General features: G+C 60.1%; 17 protein-coding genes and 3 pseudogenes. 16 read left to right on the forward strand and 4 right to left on the reverse strand.

What is annotated here, in order from left to right; genetic code table 11:
- Positions 1-267: 267 nt before the first annotated feature.
- From GLP52_RS16165 to GLP52_RS16230, 14 genes and pseudogenes are all read left to right on the forward strand, one after another.
- Positions 268-1,251, forward strand: coding sequence for a TAXI family TRAP transporter solute-binding subunit (locus GLP52_RS16165; RefSeq protein ID WP_237273745.1), 984 nt, complete (start codon positions 268-270; stop codon positions 1,249-1,251).
- Positions 1,248-3,152 carry a TRAP transporter permease gene (locus GLP52_RS16170; RefSeq protein ID WP_237273746.1) on the forward strand — a complete coding sequence of 635 codons (1,905 nt, stop codon included), beginning with the start codon at positions 1,248-1,250 and terminating at the stop codon, positions 3,150-3,152. The genes GLP52_RS16165 and GLP52_RS16170 overlap by 4 nt, the downstream gene beginning before the upstream one ends.
- Before the next feature lie 71 nt (positions 3,153-3,223).
- Positions 3,224-3,460 carry a hypothetical protein gene (locus tag GLP52_RS16175; protein WP_237273747.1) on the forward strand — a complete coding sequence of 79 codons (237 nt, stop codon included), beginning with the start codon at positions 3,224-3,226 and terminating at the stop codon, positions 3,458-3,460.
- Positions 3,461-3,551: 91 nt separating this feature from the next.
- Positions 3,552-4,832, forward strand: a complete 1,281-nt coding sequence (locus tag GLP52_RS16180; protein ID WP_237273748.1) for a Rieske 2Fe-2S domain-containing protein — start codon at positions 3,552-3,554, stop codon at positions 4,830-4,832.
- Positions 4,833-4,889: 57 nt separating this feature from the next.
- Entirely contained in the window at positions 4,890-5,273 is a 384-nt protein-coding gene (gene pcaC, locus GLP52_RS16185) for a 4-carboxymuconolactone decarboxylase (RefSeq protein ID WP_237273749.1), read from the forward strand.
- On the forward strand, positions 5,270-5,998 hold the full coding sequence (gene pcaH, locus GLP52_RS16190; protein ID WP_237273750.1) for a protocatechuate 3,4-dioxygenase subunit beta: 729 nt from the start codon (positions 5,270-5,272) through the stop codon (positions 5,996-5,998). The genes pcaC and pcaH overlap by 4 nt, the downstream gene beginning before the upstream one ends.
- Before the next feature lie 3 nt (positions 5,999-6,001).
- Positions 6,002-6,622 (forward strand): protocatechuate 3,4-dioxygenase subunit alpha, encoded by a 621-nt coding sequence (pcaG, locus tag GLP52_RS16195; protein WP_237273751.1) that lies wholly within the window; start codon positions 6,002-6,004, stop codon positions 6,620-6,622.
- A 6-nt stretch (positions 6,623-6,628) separates the two neighbouring features.
- Positions 6,629-7,258 (forward strand): 3-keto-5-aminohexanoate cleavage protein, encoded by a 630-nt coding sequence (locus tag GLP52_RS16200; protein WP_237273752.1) that lies wholly within the window; start codon positions 6,629-6,631, stop codon positions 7,256-7,258.
- Positions 7,243-8,028 (forward strand): 3-oxoadipate enol-lactonase, encoded by a 786-nt coding sequence (pcaD, locus tag GLP52_RS16205; RefSeq protein WP_237273753.1) that lies wholly within the window; start codon positions 7,243-7,245, stop codon positions 8,026-8,028. Before GLP52_RS16200 ends, pcaD begins: the two co-directional genes overlap by 16 nt.
- Positions 8,025-9,080 (forward strand): 3-carboxy-cis,cis-muconate cycloisomerase, encoded by a 1,056-nt coding sequence (locus GLP52_RS16210; protein WP_237273754.1) that lies wholly within the window; start codon positions 8,025-8,027, stop codon positions 9,078-9,080. Before pcaD ends, GLP52_RS16210 begins: the two co-directional genes overlap by 4 nt.
- A complete protein-coding gene (locus GLP52_RS16215; RefSeq protein WP_237273755.1) occupies positions 9,077-10,000 on the forward strand; it encodes a DMT family transporter in 924 nt (307 codons plus the stop codon). The genes GLP52_RS16210 and GLP52_RS16215 overlap by 4 nt, the downstream gene beginning before the upstream one ends.
- Before the next feature lie 281 nt (positions 10,001-10,281).
- Positions 10,282-10,467: a hypothetical protein gene (locus GLP52_RS16220; RefSeq protein ID WP_237273756.1), complete on the forward strand. Its 186-nt coding sequence runs from the start codon at positions 10,282-10,284 to the stop codon at positions 10,465-10,467.
- Entirely contained in the window at positions 10,464-11,933 is a 1,470-nt protein-coding gene (locus GLP52_RS16225; RefSeq protein WP_237273757.1) for a sodium:solute symporter family protein, read from the forward strand. The genes GLP52_RS16220 and GLP52_RS16225 overlap by 4 nt, the downstream gene beginning before the upstream one ends.
- A 111-nt stretch (positions 11,934-12,044) precedes the next feature.
- A pseudogene (locus tag GLP52_RS16230) lies at positions 12,045-12,417 on the forward strand (IS6 family transposase); the annotation flags it as partial.
- 548 nt (positions 12,418-12,965) lie between these two features.
- On the opposite strand, the gene pcaF reads toward GLP52_RS16230, so the two are convergent.
- Genes pcaF through GLP52_RS16245 form a run of 3 tightly spaced genes read right to left on the reverse strand, consistent with a single transcriptional unit; the run spans position 12,966 to position 15,576 of the window.
- Positions 12,966-14,165 (reverse strand): 3-oxoadipyl-CoA thiolase, encoded by a 1,200-nt coding sequence (gene pcaF, locus GLP52_RS16235; RefSeq protein WP_237273758.1) that lies wholly within the window; start codon positions 14,163-14,165, stop codon positions 12,966-12,968.
- The gene (locus tag GLP52_RS16240) at positions 14,162-14,839 is read right to left on the reverse strand and encodes a 3-oxoacid CoA-transferase subunit B (protein WP_443069453.1); all 678 of its coding nucleotides are present in this window, start codon (positions 14,837-14,839) and stop codon (positions 14,162-14,164) included. Before GLP52_RS16240 ends, pcaF begins: the two co-directional genes overlap by 4 nt.
- Before the next feature lie 17 nt (positions 14,840-14,856).
- Complete coding sequence (locus tag GLP52_RS16245; RefSeq protein WP_237273759.1) at positions 14,857-15,576, reverse strand: 3-oxoacid CoA-transferase subunit A; 720 nt, start codon at positions 15,574-15,576, stop codon at positions 14,857-14,859.
- Between the two features lie 105 nt (positions 15,577-15,681).
- Here GLP52_RS16245 and GLP52_RS16250 point away from each other — a divergent pair, with 105 nt between their 5' ends.
- On the forward strand, positions 15,682-16,446 hold the full coding sequence (locus GLP52_RS16250; RefSeq protein WP_237273760.1) for an IclR family transcriptional regulator domain-containing protein: 765 nt from the start codon (positions 15,682-15,684) through the stop codon (positions 16,444-16,446).
- A gap of 300 nt (positions 16,447-16,746) precedes the next feature.
- Here GLP52_RS16250 and GLP52_RS16255 read toward each other — a convergent pair.
- Positions 16,747-17,883 (reverse strand): annotated as a pseudogene (locus GLP52_RS16255) (transposase).
- On the opposite strand from GLP52_RS16255, the pseudogene GLP52_RS16260 reads away from it, so the two are divergent.
- Positions 17,864-18,115, forward strand: a pseudogene (locus GLP52_RS16260) (transposase); the annotation flags it as partial. The pseudogenes GLP52_RS16255 and GLP52_RS16260 overlap by 20 nt on opposite strands.
- Between the last annotated feature and the right edge of the window lie 1,209 nt (positions 18,116-19,324).

A 19,324-nucleotide genomic window follows, 5' to 3' on the forward strand; every position in this document is an offset into this window, starting at 1 on the left:
TATGCGTCTGCTCCGTGCCACATTCAGTGAGCACGGGGCAGCGCGGGGCCTGATACTTCCAGAGTTGTTGAAAATTGCGCAGATTGGCGCCGGTGGTTGGCCATAAGACAAATTAAAGAAATAAGATATCTAACTTCTTGACTGCGATGATGCGTCGCACTACCAATGTAGATGTCTAAGTTCTTTGCGTGGGCGTTCTGCCCTTGGCGGGAGCGTGGGCTGTCACAGCCCGTTCACAGGGCGGGCCCGTATCTGGGAGGAGAACGCATGAAACTATCAGCTTTAATCGCGGCACTGGGGATTGCCGTGTCGTCCAGCGCGGCGATAGCGGAACCGGTGAATCTTACCTTATCGGGCGGAAATCCCGGCGGATTGTGGTCACTATTGGGCGCTGGCATTGACCGCGCGGCAAAGGCCGACGACGGCGATTCGGTCATTACCTACCAAGCCACCGGCGGCGGCTTCGCCAATATCGGCCTCCTGGGTGGCAATCGCACCGACCTGGGCCTTCTGCACGACGCCGAGGCCAAGATCGCCCTACAGGGCGGCGAGCCCTTCAAAGCCCCCATCGAGAACATGCGCGCCATCGGCTATATGTATAACTGGGCGCCTATGCATTTCTTCGTGGATCGCGGCATCGCCGAGGAGTACGGCCTGCAGAGCTTAGCCGACATCGCCGAAAGCGGCGCGCCGCTGCGGATTGGGATCAACCGGTCGGGCAACATCACCTCGAACGTCGCCCTGGCGATGCTGGAAGCAGTGGGTGTGACCGACGACGTCATCTCCCGGAACGGCGGGCAATTCGTTCGCGCCGGCGCCAACGAGCAGGCCGATCTAATCCAGGATGGGCGACTCGACATGATCACCAATGGCATCTTCATCAACCATTCGTCCTTCCGGGCCGTGGATCAGAACAGCGATGTGGTGCTGCTGAGCGTTCCGCGGGAAGTGATTGATGCCACCAATGAAGCCTTCGGCACCGGCACTATGGTGATCCCCGGCGGCAGCTATTCCAACCAGACCGAAGATGTGACGAGCGTGGCTCTGGGTGCGCTATTGGTCGCCACCACCGAAATGCCCGACGACGTGGCGTCGTCGCTGGCATCGTCGCTGATCGCCAATATCGACGAGGTGCGCGGCGTGCACAGCTCGATGGCCACGCTCAGCCCCGAGTTGCTGGCGACTCCCAGCGTGCTGGAGTTCCACCCCGGCGCGGCGGCTGTCTATCGGGACGCGGGACTGATCAATTGATTGGACCGCTCGTTGCCACGGGCCGCAGGCGTAAGCTTGCGGCCGGTTCGCAGAAGGCTCTGGTAGCGGTCGCGGCCGTGTTCGCCACTTGGGTCATCTACGCGAACCTCTTTACGATCTCCGACCCACTGATTCTGGGGATCCTTTTCGTTTGCGGCATCTACTCCATCATGTTTGTCGCGATCGGAGCCACGCCGAATGCCCGGGACGAGATTCCGATCTATGACTGGGCGCTTTGCCTTCTTAGCTTAGCCTGCGGCATCTTCTTCTTCGTTAACGCCGGCGTGATTTCCGACCGCATAAGCCTGCTTGAACCTTTTACCGCCGCACAGTTGATCTTCGGGACTGCGCTGTTGCTGCTGACATTGGAAGCGACCCGCCGCACCACCGGCATGGGGCTGACCGGGGTGGTGGTGCTGTTTCTGCTTTATAACCAGTTCGGCTCGATGCTGCCGCCGCCCTTCGGCCACGGCATCAACGAATTCAGCTACTTGCTGGATATCCTTGTTTTCACCACCGACGGCGTATTTGGTGTGCCGATCCAAGTAGTCGCCAGTTACGTGTTCCTTTTCGTGATGTTTGGTACCTTCCTGTCGAAGGCCGGCGGGGGCGAGTTCTTCTTTAACCTCGCCGCCCTGCTCACGGGACGGTCGCGCGGGGGACCTGCGAAGATCGCTGTGATCTCGTCGGGACTTTACGGCACAATGTCGGGCAGCCCGACGTCGGACGTGGTGGCCACAGGCTCAATCACCATCCCGGTGATGAAGCGCCTGGGCTATTCCCCCCGCTTCGCGGGCGCCGTGGAAGTCGCCGCATCCACCGGGGGCAGCGCGATGCCACCCATCATGGGATCTGCCGCGTTCATTCTGGCGGAATATACTGCCGTTCCCTATCAGGAGGTAGTGCTTGCCGCGCTGCTCCCTGCGCTGCTCTATTACCTCGGCGTCTTCCTTCAGGTGCATTTCCGCGCTGTGCGTGAGGACTTGCGACCGTCCGACGACGAAGTGCCGACGCTCGTCAGCACGTTCCGCGTGGGCTGGGTTTTCATGATCCCGATCATCGGCATCGTCGCGGCTCTTATGGCTGGGTATTCACCGACATTCACGGCGGGCATTGGCGTCATGGGCGCGGTGCTGGCTGCCACCCTTCTGGACGCCACGCGGCTCACGCCCTGGCAGATAGTCGAGGGCTTGGGCGAGACGACTCTTCGCATCCTACCGGTGGCGGGCGCTTGCGCGGCAGCTGGTCTCGTCATCGGCGGGCTGTCGATGACGGGGTTGGGCATGAAGGCCGCCAACGTGATCCTGACCATCAGCGGCGAACAACCGGCGGTCACGCTGATCATTGCGGCGGTGGTGACGATCATCCTGGGTCTCGGGATGCCGACGCCAAGCGCCTATATCCTGGCCGCCGTTCTGGTGGGCCCGGCACTGGCCAAACTGGGCTACCCAATCCTGCAAAGTCACATGTTCCTGCTATATTACGCGGTGTTGTCGGCGCTTACGCCCCCCATCGCGGTCGCGGCGCTGGCCGCGGCGGCCATCGCCGACGAGGATCCGTTCAAGATCGCGTTCTCGGCAGTGCGGCTGGCTGCGGTGGGCTTCCTTCTGCCCTTTGCGTTCATCTTCAACCCTGGCCTTTTGTTGCTGGGCGACACGATGACCAATGGCTTCGCGCTACTCGGCGGGTTGTTGGCCACCGCAGCCATCGCGATCTCAATCGAGGGATCGGTGGGCATCGCGTTGAAGACGGTGGAACGGTTCGCGCTGACGCTGGCGGCTGTGGCGGCGGTCTTCCCAGTACCGCTGATATCGCTTTGCGGCATGGCGGTGATCCTGGCCATCGGGTTGCGGTACGCGTTTCTCATGCGTCGCGGCGCCGGCGTGACCACAGCCGAGTAACGCGCAGCCCGGCGGCGAGGCAGACTCCTTCGCCGGGCTGCATGATCCAAATAACACAGGAGCCGTACATCGTGGCCGACAAGAACACTCAAGGACGGGAAGCACCCGCTTTCTGGAAACGCTGGCTGATCAGCATGGTTGCAGTCTATCCGCCGCTGGTGGCGTTGGTCTTTGCTTTCCGGGCGCTGTTTTACGACATGCCCGCTCTTCTTTCGCTATTCCTAATCGCTTCCTGCCTGACTGCACTGACCACCGGGCTGATCCTGCCCGCGCTGCATCGGCGGTTGGATAGGTGGCTCAACACCTGATCGCGGCGCGTTCAAGCACGTTATTGACGAAGAGAACTTAGATAGCTAAGTGTGGGCCGACTGATTTCGTATCGCCCCCGAGGAGAAAGCAATGCTTACGATTGAGGAAAACGAACTGCTAACCCGCGTCACCGGGGATGCGCCCATGGCGCAGCTGATGCGCCAGCACTGGACGCCCGTGTGCCTGAGGGAAGAAGTGGCTGAGCCCGACGGCAAGCCCCTGCGCGTTGAGGTGCTGGGCGAAAACTATGTAGCCTTCCGCGACAGCAAGGGCCGGCTGGGTATGCTGGATGAGCTCTGTCCCCACCGCAAGGCTTCGCTTGTCTATGGCCGGAATGAGGATTGCGGTCTGCGCTGTCTCTATCATGGATGGAAGATGGACGTAGACGGCAACGTGGTCGCTATGTCGTCCGAACCCGAGGGCAGCCCGCTGATGGACAAGGTGAAGGCGCGGTCTTACCCGGTTGAAGAATGGGGCGGCTTTGTGTGGGCGTGGCTGGGCGACAAGGAAGATATGCCCGAATTCCAGCCCCCTGCCTTCGCGCCGGAAAAGGACACGCCAGTGGCCATCCTCAAGATCCGCGTCCCCGCCAACTGGGCGCAGATCCACGAAGGCCAGATCGACAGCGCTCATTCATCGTCGTTGCATTCGTCGACGATGAAGCCCGCTCGGGTCGAGGGCGCATCGGCGGACGACAAATCGTGGTATCGTCCTTCCACCGACAAATCGCCGCGCATGCAGACGGAAACCACCAGCTACGGATTCCACTACGCGGCAATTCGCAAACCTATCAAGAACGCCAAGACGCATCATTACCTACGCGTTACGGAATTCATCGCGCCCTACTATTCGCTGATCCCGCCCAACAATAACTACAAGGTGGCAAGCGTCATCGTGCCGATCAACGACGATGAAACTGCTTTCCATTTCGTGGCTTTCGGCGGCCCGAACGTGCCGTCCACCAACGAATGGCGCGCTTTCAACCACGCGGTGCCCGGCAAGGACGTGGATCACAAATGGCGCACCAAGAACACGCTTGAAAACGACTTCAACCAAGACCGCGAGCGAATGAAGGAAGGTCATTTCACCGGCGTTAACGGGATCCCGAACGAGGACATCATAATGTGGGTGTCCATGGGCAGCCGAGTACAGCGCCACACCGACACACTTGGTGCATCTGACCTGGCCATCGTTGAGTTCCGCCGCCTAATGGCCGACGCGGCAGCTAAGGTAGCCGAGGGCGGCCGCGCCATCGGGACCGATTCGGACGTGCCGCAGGCGCAGATCGCGTCGCACGAGGGCGTCTATCCGAAAGAGGTCGATTGGCGCACGCTGGTAGCCCCGGGCGGCGCCACCGAGGCGGCCGAGTAACCGCGCGATGATCATATAACGTCACCCGCATGAGGCGAAGTTTAGGGAGAGGGAATTGTGAGCAAGCGATACGATGACGGTATGTCAACCCGGCGCAAGGTGCTGGGCGACGCCCATGTTGACCGCGCCGAGGCCGGAAAGACTGCGTTCGACGTGCCGTTCCAGACAATGATCAATGAAGGCGCCTGGGGCACACTCTGGTCTGATCCGACGATCCCTCACCGCGAACGGTCCATGCTGACGCTCGCGCTGCTGGCTGCCACCGGCAATTTCGAGGAAATCCCGATGCATATCCGCGCGACGCGGAATACCGGCGCAAGCAAGGAAGAGGTGATGCAGGCCTTCCTGCACGTGGCAGTCTATGCCGGTGTGCCAAAGGCCAACCACGCGATTAAGCTGGCTAAGGCCACCTTTGCCGAGATGGAGGGCGAGACCAAATGAAGACACCTGCCGAATACTACATGCGTGACCGCCGGCTGCACCCGCCCGCCTACGCGCCGGGCTACAAGACGTCCGTAGCGCGCAGCCCGCGACAGGCGCTAATCTCTCTGGAAAACACTGTGTCGGAAATCACCGGACCCCGTTTCGACCATTCCGACATCGCGCCCGGCGACAACGATTTGCTGACGAACTATGCCACCTGCGGCGAAACCGCCATCGGCGAGCGGATCATCCTGCACGGCCGCGTTCTGGATCAGGACGCGAAGCCCGTGCGCAACACGTTGGTAGAAGTCTGGCAGGCAAACGCGGGCGGACGCTATCGGCACAAAAAAGACAACTACCTGGCGCCGATGGACCCCAATTTCGGCGGCTGTGGGCGGACCGTGACCGACGATGATGGCTACTACTTCTTTCGCACGGTCAAGCCGGGTGCCTATCCTTGGCCCAACCAGGTGAACAACTGGCGGCCCGCCCATGTGCATTTCTCGGTCTTCGGCAGTGCCTTCGCGCAGCGACTGATAACCCAGTGCTATTTCGAAGGCGATCCGCTGATCCCGATCTGCCCCATCGTGCTGACCATCCCCGACCCAAGCGCCATCGACCGGCTGGTGGCGCGCCTGGACGTGAACCAGACGATCCCGTTCGACGCCATCGCCTACCGCTTCGACATCGTGTTGCGCGGGCGTCGGTCGACCCTGTTCGAAAACCGTCTGGAGGGGAACTGAGCCATGCTTTATCCGCAGAGCTACCTGCCTGAAACCGCGTCCCAGACCGCCGGGCCCTACGTCCATATCGGGCTGCTGCCCAGCGACACGGGCATCGAGATTTACGATCACGAGCTTGGCCGACACATCGCCGGGCCCAATGCCGCGGGCGAACGCATCCGCATCGAGGGGCTTCTTATCGACGGCAACGGTGCCACCCTGAAGGACGGGCTGATCGAGGTCTGGCAGGCCAACGCAGCTGGCGTCTACGCCCACCCCGAAAGCTCCGGTGACGTCGAAGACGGCTTTCGCGGTTGGGGCCGCGTCATTGCCGATTTCGAAAGTGGCGCATGGTCCTTCGAGACGGTGAAGCCGGGCGCTGTGCCAGGCCGGGGTGGTACTGTGCAGGCCCCTCATATCAGCCTTTGGATCGTGGCCCGCGGCATCAATATCGGTCTCAACACTCGGCTATATTTCGACGATGAACGTGCTGCCAACGACGCCGACCCAGTGCTGGGACGTGTTGACCCGCCCCATCGACGCGAAACGCTGATTGCCAACCGCGACGACAGCGGACCAATCCCCGTCTATCGTTTCGACGTCCACTTGCAGGGCGATGGCGAAACCGTATTCTTCGACATCTGAGGTTTCATGACCAAACCCTGCATCACCTGCGTTGCCATTACCGGCTCGCTGCCAAGAAAGGCCAACAACCCCGCCGTGCCGATTACTCTGGCCGAACAGGTGGAAGACACACATGAGGCATTTGAGGCCGGTGCGAGCATCTTGCACGCCCATGTGCGCAACGATGACGAGAACCCGCCAGATCTGGTGGACTGGCTGGCCGCTGAGATGGTCGAATACGACGTGAAACCCGAGATCGAGGCGTCGCCTTATGTGCAGTTCGTCATGGGCGTGCAGAACGCCATGCCCGTCGATGGCGTCGTGTTCGATTTCTACGTGCAGATGTTCAAGCGGCTCTTCGGCGAGGACGCACCGTGGTACGTGGCGGGCATTGGGCGGCACCAGGTGACGCTCAACGAATGGGCCATCGACGCGGGCGGTCACGCGCGCACGGGGCTCGAGGATGACGTGCGGCTGGACAAAGACCGACTGGCGCCGTCGAACGCGGCGCTGGTGAGGCGCACAGCAGAAATCTGCTTGGCCAACGGTTGCCCCGTGGCCACCCAGGCCCGAAGCGCGCGCGTTGCTGGGCCTGCGGCCCACAGTCGCGTGAGGGCTCGCGTGCAGCCGGGGAGGACCCCATGCGCCGTTTTCTGAGACTGCGCGGGAAGGTGCTGCACACTGATCTGCGGCCGGGCGATGGTGCGCGGCCTATCGTCTTTCTCAATTCCCTAGGCACAGACCTGCGGATCTGGGATGCGGTGATGCCGGGTCTGCCCGTGGATGCCACAATTCTACGGCACGACAAATGTGGGCACGGCCTGTCATCGGGGCAGAGCGATAGCATTGCAGATTTTGCGCAGGATCTGGTCAAAACCATGGACCACTTGGCGCTATCCGACGCGCTGGTGGTGGGTTTGTCCATTGGCGGGCTGATCGCTCTGCAGCTGGCAGACACCCGCCCGGACTTGGTAGGCGGGCTGATTTTAAGTAATACGTCCTACAGGATCGGCAGCGCCGAGATGTGGCAGAGGCGGATAGACGACCTTGACATCCAAGGCTTGACATCGATGTCGGCCGGCGTGATTGAGCGATGGCTGTCGCCGGGGTTCCGCGATGCGCACCCAGTCGATACCGAGGGCTGGCGCATGATGCTGGCGCGCACTCCTCAGGCAGGGTATCGCGCCGCCTGCGCGGCGATCCGGGACGCGGACCTGGCGGCCGCGCTGCCGCGCTTGAGCTGCCCGGTCTTGTGTATCACCGGGTCGGATGACACCGTCACTCTGCCCAGTATCGTCGCAGATCTGGCCCGTCGAATTCCCGGCGCCGACCTGGTGACACTGGAAGGCGTGGGGCATCTGCCGTGCCTCGAAGTGCCAGACCGCGTGGCGGAACTGGTGTCGGGCATGCACGGGCTGCTGGGATGAGCGATGTCTTCAACCATCCTTGGATGGGCAGCCTCTTCGGCGATCCAGAGGTGCAAGCACTCTGGTCGCCCGAGGTGCAGCTCGCCCATTACACCGCCTTCGAAATGGCGCTGTCCCACGCGCTGGAGGACGTGGGCCGGGTGCCGCTGGGCCACGGCGCCGCCGCCGCTGCGACGCTTGAAACCAGCATTATTGCCCCCGCTTCGCTTGCTGGGGACGTGGCTCGCGACGGCTTGCCGATCCCCGCGCTGGTGCGCCGCTGGCGCGCGGCCGACCCCGCGCACAAGGACGCGCTCCACACCGGCGCGACGTCTCAGGATGTGATGGACACCGCCCTGGCGCTGACCCTCCGATCCGTCTCGGATCTTCTGGCGCGTCGGCTGCGCAGCTTGGACGCCACCCTTCGGGATCTTGACGCTCGGTTTGGGGACCGACCGCTAATGGGCCGGACGCGGATGCAGGCGGCCCTGTCCATCCGGGTGACGGACCGCCTGCGCGGCTGGCGCGGACCGCTGGCGGCCCAAGCGCACCGGCTCGACGCCGCCCGAGCGGGGGTCGAGCGGCTGCAACTGGGCGGCGCAGTCGGCACGCGACACGGCTTTGGCGACCAAGGACAGGCTATCGCCAACGCCATGGCGACGCGGCTGAGCCTGTCGGCGCCAGATCACGCTTGGCACAGCGACCGCGGCGGTATCGTTCATTATGCCGCTTGTATCGCGGGCCTCTCGGGGGCGCTTGGCAAGGTGGGGCAGGACATCGCGCTGATGGCGCAGCAGGGGATCGACGATATCCGTATCGCGGGCGGTGGCGGATCGTCAGCCATGCCGCACAAATCTAACCCGGTGCTGGCTGAACTGCTGGTGACGCTGGCGCGGCTGAACGCGGGGTCACTTTCGGGAATGCAGCATGCGCTTATTCACGAACAGGAACGCTCAGGTGCGGCGTGGATGCTGGAATGGGCGCTGTTGCCACAGATGACGCTGGCCACCGGCCGGGCGGTCACCGCGGCGCAGGCGCTCTTTAACGGAATCGAAAGTATGGGCGACGCATGACCGCGACCGTTACTCTGGGCGTGGCTCTCGCCGTGCTGTCGGCGCTTTGCTATGCATTTGCGTCGGTCGCGGCCACCAAAGACGCGCGCGCCAATGGCGGTCGCGGCACGGCTGTGCTGCTTTCGGTGCTGTTGACCGCACTCTTGTCGGGGGGCGCTTGGTTGTTTGTCGGCCCGCCGCTGCCCGCCGCGTCGCCGCAGCTATGGACCGGTGTCGCAGCGTTTAGCACGGCGGGACTGCTGGCAACGGTGCTGGGACGAGTGTCATTTTTTCGCTCGATCGAGCTAGCCGGTGTCATCGAGACATCGCTGCTACGCAGGCTGATCCCGGTCTTTGCCACGGTGCTGGCCATGGTCGTGCTGGACGAGCGGCTAAACCCGCAGATCCTCGCGGCCTTCGCCCTGATTTTTGCAGGCATCGCGATCGTATGGATATCAGCGCCGCCGATGGCTGGGGAGGCGGAAGGCGCGCGAGACGCGGTCGCGCGGATGACCGGGCGCACGCTGGCTGTGGTGTCCGCCGCCAGCTACGGCGGAGCCTACGTAGCGCGTAAACTTGGGATCGCGGGCCTGCCCGACCCAATGCTGGGCACCGCCATCGGTGCTGGCGCGGGGATCGCTTTCTTCTGCTTGGCCGCGCTGGTGTCGCGGGGCTTCGCCGCGCAGCTGGCGGCAGTAGGGCGGCGGCCAACTGGCTGGCAACTGGCGGCGGCTTCGGGGATTTCTATCGGGCAGATCCTGCTTTTCCTCGCATTGGTATACGCGGGCGTGGCCACGGTGGCGATTGTCGCCTCTGTCGAGATGTTCTTCGCAGCGTGGCTGGCTGGCTTCGTCTTTCGGACGGAGCGGCGCCCCGGAGGCGCCTTCGCGCTGGCATCAGCGCTGGCCTTCCTAGGGGTTTCGGTGCTGGCGCTGGTTTGACGGCGCGGTTCGCGGGTGCGATCTTCACATTGATCTGGTCCGTATTCCCAACGGCGGCCTCGGCAAGCACGCGGCGCAGTTCGTTTATCTGCTCGGGCTCGTTCGCAGGATCTGTCGCAATCTCCTTGAATAACCAAGTTGCGGCGCTTTCGCACAAACCAGATCTATTGCACTGTCAGAGAAACTAAGATGCTCTATAACATCAAGCAGTTCTCGAACACAAAATCTAAAAGTAGCACTGTAAACAGACCGTTACTCGCCAGATATTAAAGGGAGAGGATATGCTACGGAAGGTTGCGCTACTGTTGATCGGAGTGATGATCATCGCTTGCTATGCCGTGCCATATCTTTTTGTGGGGCAGATCGCTGATTGGACGGGCAGTTTCCTGTTTTGGTGTCTTGCTGGTTTGGCCATCATCCTCCTCAACGCCGCAGCCATGGCCGCTTTCACTGAGGATGACGAATGACCACCTCTTATATCGTGACTGGCATCTTCATCTATATAGTCATCTCGCTGATCACCGTTTGGTTCTCGCGGCAAGGAAAAGCGACTTCAATGTCAAGCTACTTTCTTGGTGACCGCTCAATGGGTGGAATTATATCTGCGCTCAGTTACTCGGCCACAACCTATTCCGCCTTCATGATGATTGGGCTAGCCGGATTGACCTATCGTGGTGGCGTTGGCGCACTGGGATTCGAGATCGTCTATTTCGCGGGTGTCTCTCTAGTCGCAATATTCGGGCCGCGGTTCTGGCGAGTGGGGAAAAAGTACGGCTACGTCACGCCGTCAGAGCTACTTGGCCACCGCTATGGCGAACGCAGCGTCGCAATTGCAGCTGGGACTACAAGCCTTGTGTTCTTAATCCCCTATTCCGCCGTACAGTTGTCAGGGATTGGCTATCTTCTTTCGGGCATGACCGATGGCAAAATAACTTTTATGACGGGAATCATCATTGCGACCATGCTGGCGATCACTTTCTCTTATAGTGCTGGCATTCGATCCGTGACGTGGACTGACAGCATTCAAGCTTTTGTAATGATCATCGCCTCGGTTCTGGTGGCAGTTTTGATTGTGCAGGGGCTGGGCGGCTTCACCGCCATGTTTCGCACGATCACCGAAAGGGCGCCGGAGATGTTGCAGGTTCCCGGACCCGGCCTTTTCAGCTTCAAGGCATTTCTCGGGCTAACAATCCCTTGGTTCTTTTTTTCAATTTCGAACCCGCAGGTCAGCCAACGTCTGTTCATGCCGGCGAACCTTGTGGCGCTGCGCCGGATGGTACTAATCTTTTTGTGCTTCGGTCTGATTTACACGATCGTGTCAGTTATCTGGGGGTTTGCCGCCTTCGCGGCCTTTCCAATGCTCGAACAGCCTGACGTTGCGACCGCGACCATCTTGGCGTCGGACTATGTCCCCCCGGCTCTTGGTGTGACCGTGATGGTGGGCATTCTGGCAGCCGCTGTCTCGACAATCGACTCAATCCTGCTTACGCTATCGTCGATTTTCGCTCGTGACATGTATGGTAACATGGGCGGATCGCAGAATGACCACCACCAGTTAATCATCGGCAAGTTTGTAATCCCAGTAATCTCAATTTTAGCGTTAACGTTCGCGGCAGCAGAATTCTCAATGATCGTGGTACTCTCAGTCGCTGCCTCGGCCGGCTTGGTAGTTGTTGTGCCAGCGATCGTTGGTGCCTTTTTCTGGACTGGTGGCACAGCCATGGGTGCGTTGACATCCATCGTGGGGGGCGCGGTCTTCGTTGTCTGCATGTATCTGACAGGCAACAACTTGTTTGGTCTAAACGCCGGCGTGTTAGGCCTGCCAGTGTCGGTTCTCTTGTTCGTTGTGGTCAGCCTTGTCACGAAGCCTAGTGCCGCATCAGTGACTGCGGGGTTCATTGACGAAATACTTGATCCTGTGAAAACACTCTAGCCTAGGTCACAGCTCTCGAACAGATAACTGAAGCTATTAAAGAATTTGCGTCGAGAAATTTGGCCGTCAATCCGCCGCAGCTCGGCGGGTCAGATCGATGGCAAGTAACTTCTCGATGAAGTCGTGATCACGATGCGCTGCAAGAAGCACTGGCTGTGGCGCGCTGTCGATCAAAATGGTTTCGTATTGAATATTTGGGTGCAAAGCCGCCGCAATACGAAGGCGGCCAAGCGCTTGATGCGCAACCTTCGGAAGCGACATGGATCGGCGCCGCGTGTCATGATCACCAATAAATTGCGGTCATACGGGGCGGCAAAACGAGAGATCATGCCCGGTGTCGAACATCGCACAAGGATCTGAATAATAAGCCGAGAATTCCCATCAGCCAACGCAGCAGCGAAAGGCGATGAAGCGGTACAAATCCCAGAGACAGTTGCAACGATTTCTTTCCATCCATGATCCGATTGCCAACTTGTTCCAGCTTTTCCCCACGAAATGACATCCATCGGTTTCCGTGAAATGAGATCACTTGCGACGCCAACTGGGCGCGAAATCGCACAGGTCAGATCAGTTTAGCCGTCAGGTACGGATAACGTATTGGCTCACTTAAGTTAATTTTACGGTGCCGTTCACTCAGAGCGTTGCCGTCTGGCTGAGTAATGATGTCCGAATCACGAGGGGCATAGCTTTTCCGTGGATGGTGGACGCCCCGCATGAGCCCTCTAATAGTGCAATTCAAAAACTCTATTGCGGGATGGGCTAAATAGTCACGAGCGTCACCGAACCGAGGGTACGGACACAAATTGCCATTTTATCGGCCTGAAAATGAACTGGCACCGCATCGCTACAGATGAAATCGATAGCAGGAATCTGCTTAAAGATCGATCTTGCCCTTACGGCCTAGCCCGAAGAAACACAGATCAGTGGTTACCACTCTGCGTTCCTTCGATAAACATGAGAATGGCAAACCAATTGAACGATTGAGCTATGACCTGTGGTATCGAAAGAGGCTTAGGCAATACCATCCGCGGTTCAGACGGCCTCCAACGCAATTGCGATCCCCTGGCCGACTCCGATGCACATTGTGGATAGAGACCTCTCGCCGGGCTTCAATTCCAGCATCGCCGTGCCGGTGATCCTCGCCCCTGACATGCCCAACGGGTGGCCAAGGCTGATAGCCCCGCCGTTCGGGTTGACCCGTGGATCGTCGTCAGCGATGCCCAAATCGCGCAAGGTGGCGAGGCCTTGTGACGCGAAAGCCTCGTTCAGTTCGATGACACTAAAATCCTCTTGCTTCAGCCCGAGCCGCGCCATCAGCTTCTTGGACGCAGGCGCCGGACCAAAGCCCATGATGCGCGGTGCGACCCCGGCCGTCGCGCCACCGAGCACCTTGGCGATGGGGGTCAGCCCATGTTTCTCTGCGGCCTCTTTCGTGGCGAGGATCAACGCGGCCGCACCATCATTCACGCCGGAGGCATTGCCCGCCGTCACCGTGCCATCCGCTTTGACGAAGGGTTTGAGCTTTTGCAGCGCCTCCAAGGTGGTCGATGGGCGGGGGTGTTCATCTTCTGACACGAGGATGGGATCGCCCCGGCGCTGCGGGATAGATACAGGCACGATCTCTTGCGCCAGTCGTCCGCTTGCCATGGCGGCACCCGCTTTTTGCTGGGACCGCAGGGCGAAGGCATCCTGATCTGCACGGTCGATGTTAAAATCCTCGGCCACGTTCTCGGCGGTTTCAGGCATTGAAACGACTCCGTATTGTGCCTTCATCATCTTGTTGACGAAACGCCAGCCGATGGTGGTGTCAAAGACCTCGTTGTTCCGTGCAAAGGCGGTCTCGGCCTTGGGCATCACGAAGGGCGCGCGCGTCATGCTCTCGACCCCGCCCGCAACGATCACCTCGGCCTCTCCCGCCTTGATCGCCCGCGCGGCCGTGATCACCGCATCCATGCCAGAGCCGCAGAGCCGGTTCATTGTGGTGCCGGGGACGGTCTCGGGGTAGCCCGCCAGCAGCAACGACATGCGCGCGACGTTGCGGTTGTCTTCGCCCGCTTGATTGGCGCAGCCGAAAATCACCTCGTCAATCGCCGCAGGGTCCAAAGAGGGGTTGCGTTCAATCAGCGCCTTGAGGGGCACCGCGCCCAGATCATCGGCCCGGACAGAGGACAGCGACCCGCCATATCGGCCAATGGGGGTGCGAATGTAGTCACAGATATAGACGTCGATCATGCCAGTTCCTCCGGTACGATAAGATCGGCAACATGGCCTTTGGTGTGCAGCGTGGCTCCGGTGACGGCTTGTAGAGCGTCCATGCTTAAGCCCGGCACTTTTTCTCGCAGGATGAGTTTGCCGTCCTCAATGTCGATCACCGCGAGCGAGGTATAGACTTGGGTGACACATCCCAAGCCAGTGAGCGGGAAGGTGCAGCGCTCGACCAGTTTGGGGCCGCCATCCTTGGTGACATGATCGGTGACCACGGCCACGCGTTTGGCGCCGTGTACAAGGTCCATCGCGCCGCCCACAGCAGGCACGCCTTTAGTGCCGACGCGCCAATTCGCTAGGTCGCCATTCTGGGCCACCTGATAGGCTCCCAGCACGGCGAGATCGAGATGGCCACCGCGGACCATCGCGAAACTGTCGGCATGGTGGAAAAAGGCGGCACCGGGCTTGAGTGTGATGGGCTTCTTGCCAGCGTTGATCAGATCCCAATCCTCTTCGCCCTCTTTCGGGGCCTGACCGAAACCCAAAACCCCGTTTTCGGTGTGATAGGTCACATCGCGGCCTTCGGGCTGGAACTTGGCAATCATCTCGGGGAAGCCGATGCCGAGGTTGACGTAAGACCCGTCTTCGATGTCCTGCGCCGCGCGCCATGCGATCTGCGCATTCGAAAGCTTGTCCTGCATGATGTTGAACTCCGCCATCAGTAAACCACTCCTGTGCGCACAAGCACTTCTTCCTGTTGAGGTTCTGCCACTTCCACGATGGCGTCGACGAAGATGCCCGGGGTGATGACCTCCTGCGGGTCGATGCTGCCCGGCTCCCCCAGCACGCTGACCTGCGCGATGGTTTTTGCTGCCGCCATGGCCATCAGCGGGTTAAAGTTGCGTCCCGCCATGCGGTAGGTCAGGTTGCCGGTGCGATCCCCGTCCTGACCCTTGATCAGCGCGTAATCCGCCTTCAGCCATCTTTCGCGGACATACATCTTGCCATCAAATTCCTCGGTCGGTTTGCCTTCGGCAAGTTCCGTGCCGAAGGAGGTCGGCGTGTAGAAGGCGGGGATGCCGGCACCGGCGGCGCGGATGCGCTCGGCCAATGTCCCCTGGGGGACGAGGTCCAACTCGATCTCGCCTGCGAGGTACTTTTCATTGAAGGCTTCGGCGTTGGAGCTGCGCGGGAAAGAGCAGATCATCTTGCGGACCATGCCAGCTTTGATCATCGCCGCGATGCCGCAATAGCCGTTGCCCGCGTTGTTGTTGATGACAGTGATGGCCGTCGGGCTGCCGGTGGCGCGGAAGCGGTCGATAAGGGCGTGGATCAGTTCGATCGGCGCGCCAGAGCCGCCAAACCCTCCGATCATCACCGTCGCCCCATCCGGGATATCGGCCACGGCCTCGGCCACGGCAGGAAGTGCTTTGTCCATTGCTGGTCTCCTCAGGTTGCCGAGGGTCTAGCGGTCAGGCGTATGCAGAGCCAGAAATTTGTGCGTATGTTGACATTTGTTCACTATTCGTAATTTCATGTGCGTATGACGAACAAATCCAGCAGCACAATTTCCTCTCTCGCCAAGGGGCTTCGGGTGATCGAATGTTTCGACGCACAGCGCCCCAAGCTGTCGATCAGCGAGGTCGCGGCGCTGACCGGGCTTGACCGTGCCACCTCGCGCCGGTGCCTGTTGACGCTCCATGCCGAAGGCTACGCTGCCTATGACGGGAAGTTCTTTACGCTGACGCATCGCTGCCTGCGCCTTGGCACCGGGGCCATTGGTGGCTTGCAACTGCCGCAGGTCGTGCAGCCGTGGCTGGATCAACTGACCGAACAAATCAGCCAAAGCTGCTCCGTCGCCATTCTTGACGAGACCGAGATTGTCTATCTCGCCCGCGCGTCGCAGCGGCGGGTCATGTCGATTGGCCTGATGCCCGGATCACGCCTGCCGGCACATAGCACCTCCATGGGGCGGGTGCTGTTGGCCGCGATGCCAGATGCGGAAGCGCGCCGCGTCATTGAGGCGTCCGATCTGTCCCCGCGTACTCGGTTCAGTCTGACGGACCCGGAGGAAATCATGGCGCAGGTACAAACGGCGCGGAGGCGCGGCTATGCAATGGTCGATCAGGAGGTTGAGATCAGCCTGCGCTCGCTCGCGGTGCCAGTGCTCAACAGCAAGGGTGCCGTGGTTGCCGCTCTGAACACCGGGATGGCAGCAACGCAGCCGGCGGATCCGGAGGAATTGGTTGAAGGTTACCTGCCCGCACTGCTAAAGGTTCAGGCTGGAATTGCGCGCATTCTTGGGTAGGGCACTCCACAAATCTTTACCCACCCCCAGATCAATAGCCGACAGTGGCCTTCGTGGCCAGTAGGCATGGTTCTCTCCCTTTCCCGCGCAGAGCAGATAGGCCACAGTCTATATTAGACCCGGAAAAGTCTATATCGGCAACACTGAGAGCAGGTTTGATATTGGGTTCTCGACCTTCTGCATCAATGGTCCGCTTGTGCAGCGCAAGACCGGGATCTGCCGATTCTGCGGAAACTAACGTTTGCGAGTGCAGAAATGGCTGTTCCAAATGCGGCGCGAACGCCTTTCCTGTTAAGCTTTTCACGCTTGCTGCGGTACGGGAAATATCTTGGCTAATTTCCGGAGGTTTTGGGCGGTTGCGGCGAGCAGGAATTCGTCGTTTGCGCCACATGGGCCACGTAATCGGAGCCTTCCGAGACCGAGGATGCGCTTGAGGCGCGCGAAGAGCATCTCGACCTTCTTCCGAAGCTTCATGGGTATGTCGTATTGCTTGGTTTTCGCAATGTCTCAGGCAATCTGGCGGGCGTCTTCGTGTTCTTCGCGGGTGATCGATCTTGCATCTGCGTTCGGGCAGCATTTCGCCTTGGACGGGCAGGCCTGGCAGGTCAGTTTTAGGGCACGGTATTTGGTTCTGCCCTGTCCGCTCGGCCCCCGGTTCGGGTCCGAGTAGTTTCGCCGGAACTGTTTCAGTGTCTGGCCCTTGAGGCAGAGGTATTGGTTGTTCTCACGTCCCACTCGAAGTCCGCCCGGCTCCAGGTGCCGTCGGCGCGTCCGGACTTGTCGAAGACAGGAATGTGCGGGGCAATCTTGCGTTCGACCAGCCAACCCAGCATCGGCCCGGTGCCATAGGCAGTGTCAGCGATCAGGCGTTCGGGATGCAGGTCGAACCTAGTCCTCACCCGATCCAGCATGTTTTTGGTCGAGCCGACCTCTGCTTGTCGGATCGATATTGTCGTCCCAACAGCGACGACCACACCGTGATCCGTATCGATCAGGTAGTTGTCATAATAGCTGAAGAATGCCGGTCCTTTGCGCGCCGCGGTCTATTACCGGCAGTGTCTTGCGCAGCAAGGTCATGAGAGGCACTGGCTGGCCGGGTCGGAAAGCGACGTGAACTTGGGCACAACCTCGCTGGCTGCGCCGAAAGAGGCCTCATCCAGCGTGTCGAGATACTCTCGAACCGCGCGGGGCGCATCGATCGGATTGATAAGCCCCGCGTCCCAGTCCTCCCTCGGTGTCGAGTTCTGCCAGCAGCATCCGGATCAACAATTCGGGGCCTACTGACGGACGCCCGGTGTGGCTATAGAAATCGGCGAGATAGGTGCGGATGCCGGACAGATCCACGAACCGGTCAATCAAGCGCAAGAGGTGATCCTGCGGGACATGATCCTCAAGCGAGAGCCCATAGAACAGCGCCCGCTGCGCCTCTGGCGAGATCGACTACACTGGGAGCATCTCGAAACGAGGTGATGTCAAAGTTCGGACGCTCCTTTACGAGGCAGCAAATGTCATGCTGACCAGATATGCCGCGCCGCTCAAGCTGAAATCATGGGCGCTGGCAATCGCCGCCCGGTCTACGATGCGAAAGGCGCGCGTTGCTTTGGCCAGACGTCTCGCAGTCATTCTTCATGCCATCATGCGAGACCAAACCAACTTCAAAGCGGCCTGAAATTGCTAAGTTCAAAGCGAGGATTCCAAACACCAGTTCCCAGCGGGAACGATGCCCGAGGGAGGGCGTAGGACACAGCGTGTATTCTGTAGCAGCGGCCTCGGCCAAATCGCGGTTTCAACCTTGCCGACCTACCTCCAGCCAACCCCATCCTGAGCCCTGGAGCTCGAAAAGAACAAAGGCAACCTCAGACATCGACAGCAATTGGAAAAGCGCATTGACAGATTAGAGAACAAAATACGCCCATTCCCCAGAAAAACTAATGTCTCCGAGCGCAGGAATGGCCGTGCGGTCAAACTGGTGCGTGAGATCGAGATCGGCCTAATGCGGCGGTTGATTTCGGTGTTCGCCGCATCCCTGTCCATCCTATTCGAGCAAATTTGGGTATCGCTCGCTGTCGGTTTCGTGGCCAGTTTATTTTTTGGGGGGGGGAGTGCGATCGTAGTGATCTGGGGAGGGGAGCGCAAGAGACGCGGGTGGGGTATCGGCTAAGACGCTGGGCGATTGACAGCGGGCAGGCCTACAAATATGCGCATCTTCGCACCGCTATGGCCGCTGCCCGATCTGTTGCGAGGCATCCGGATCGATACAAACACCCGGTTAGGGTGGCGCGTGCTGACGGCGCTGTAGCAGATGAGCGCATTGACCTCGGTGTTTTTCGGTCAGCGGATGCAGTCTTGACTCACCTACAATCTTAAGTCGAGCGTGGTGGCGATTATCGGATCGGTCGAAATGTTCAGGGCTGCGCGGCGCTCAGCCCTGCTGCTAATATTTCGCGCGGCGCGCGGCCCCCGCCTCCACCGTATACTCGGTGCTAACGATGGCGGAACCGGCCGCGCTCGGCTGAGCGCGGGTCGATTCCCGGATTCGGATTGCTTTGCCCGCCCGGATGCCCGCAATTTCATGACGCGCGCGGAGCATCCTTTTCGGCCGTTTTGAGGCGCCTTGCTGCCACGAAACCTTACGGATTTCAGTAGGTTCCAGGCGCGAAACCTGCCCGGATTCTGTGTCCGCAAGAATTTATAATTGTAGAAGTCTAACTTTTTTATTGCTCTAACTCACTGTTTAATTTTATGGTCGATGTATGCAAACGGAAGGTGGGTCGGCTTCCGCCTGGGTCCGAGCGCCTTATATGCCCGGTCAGTCACCGGGTCGATTGAGGGAAATTCATAAATGCAGGCTTGCGATCTCAGCGCAGTCGAAGCGCGT

Origin of the sequence: Sulfitobacter sp. M22 (assembly GCF_021736025.1) — a bacterium.
Lineage (GTDB): Bacteria > Pseudomonadota > Alphaproteobacteria > Rhodobacterales > Rhodobacteraceae > Sulfitobacter > Sulfitobacter litoralis.

What these genes read in the sequence shown, in the direction of transcription:
- GLP52_RS16245 (WP_237273759.1), bottom strand. Translation starts at nt 15,576, where the DNA reads ATGGACAAAGCACTTCCTGCCGTGGCCGAGGCCGTGGCCGATATCCCG.
- pcaG (WP_237273751.1), top strand. Translation starts at nt 6,002, where the DNA reads ATGCTTTATCCGCAGAGCTACCTGCCTGAAACCGCGTCCCAGACCGCC.
- pcaF (WP_237273758.1), bottom strand. Translation starts at nt 14,165, where the DNA reads ATGATCGACGTCTATATCTGTGACTACATTCGCACCCCCATTGGCCGA.
- GLP52_RS16225 (WP_237273757.1), top strand. Translation starts at nt 10,464, where the DNA reads ATGACCACCTCTTATATCGTGACTGGCATCTTCATCTATATAGTCATC.
- pcaH (WP_237273750.1), top strand. Translation starts at nt 5,270, where the DNA reads ATGAAGACACCTGCCGAATACTACATGCGTGACCGCCGGCTGCACCCG.
- GLP52_RS16220 (WP_237273756.1), top strand. Translation starts at nt 10,282, where the DNA reads ATGCTACGGAAGGTTGCGCTACTGTTGATCGGAGTGATGATCATCGCT.
- GLP52_RS16215 (WP_237273755.1), top strand. Translation starts at nt 9,077, where the DNA reads ATGACCGCGACCGTTACTCTGGGCGTGGCTCTCGCCGTGCTGTCGGCG.
- pcaD (WP_237273753.1), top strand. Translation starts at nt 7,243, where the DNA reads ATGCGCCGTTTTCTGAGACTGCGCGGGAAGGTGCTGCACACTGATCTG.
- GLP52_RS16180 (WP_237273748.1), top strand. Translation starts at nt 3,552, where the DNA reads ATGCTTACGATTGAGGAAAACGAACTGCTAACCCGCGTCACCGGGGAT.
- GLP52_RS16210 (WP_237273754.1), top strand. Translation starts at nt 8,025, where the DNA reads ATGAGCGATGTCTTCAACCATCCTTGGATGGGCAGCCTCTTCGGCGAT.
- GLP52_RS16240 (WP_443069453.1), bottom strand. Translation starts at nt 14,839, where the DNA reads ATGCAGGACAAGCTTTCGAATGCGCAGATCGCATGGCGCGCGGCGCAG.
- GLP52_RS16165 (WP_237273745.1), top strand. Translation starts at nt 268, where the DNA reads ATGAAACTATCAGCTTTAATCGCGGCACTGGGGATTGCCGTGTCGTCC.
- GLP52_RS16200 (WP_237273752.1), top strand. Translation starts at nt 6,629, where the DNA reads ATGACCAAACCCTGCATCACCTGCGTTGCCATTACCGGCTCGCTGCCA.
- GLP52_RS16250 (WP_237273760.1), top strand. Translation starts at nt 15,682, where the DNA reads ATGACGAACAAATCCAGCAGCACAATTTCCTCTCTCGCCAAGGGGCTT.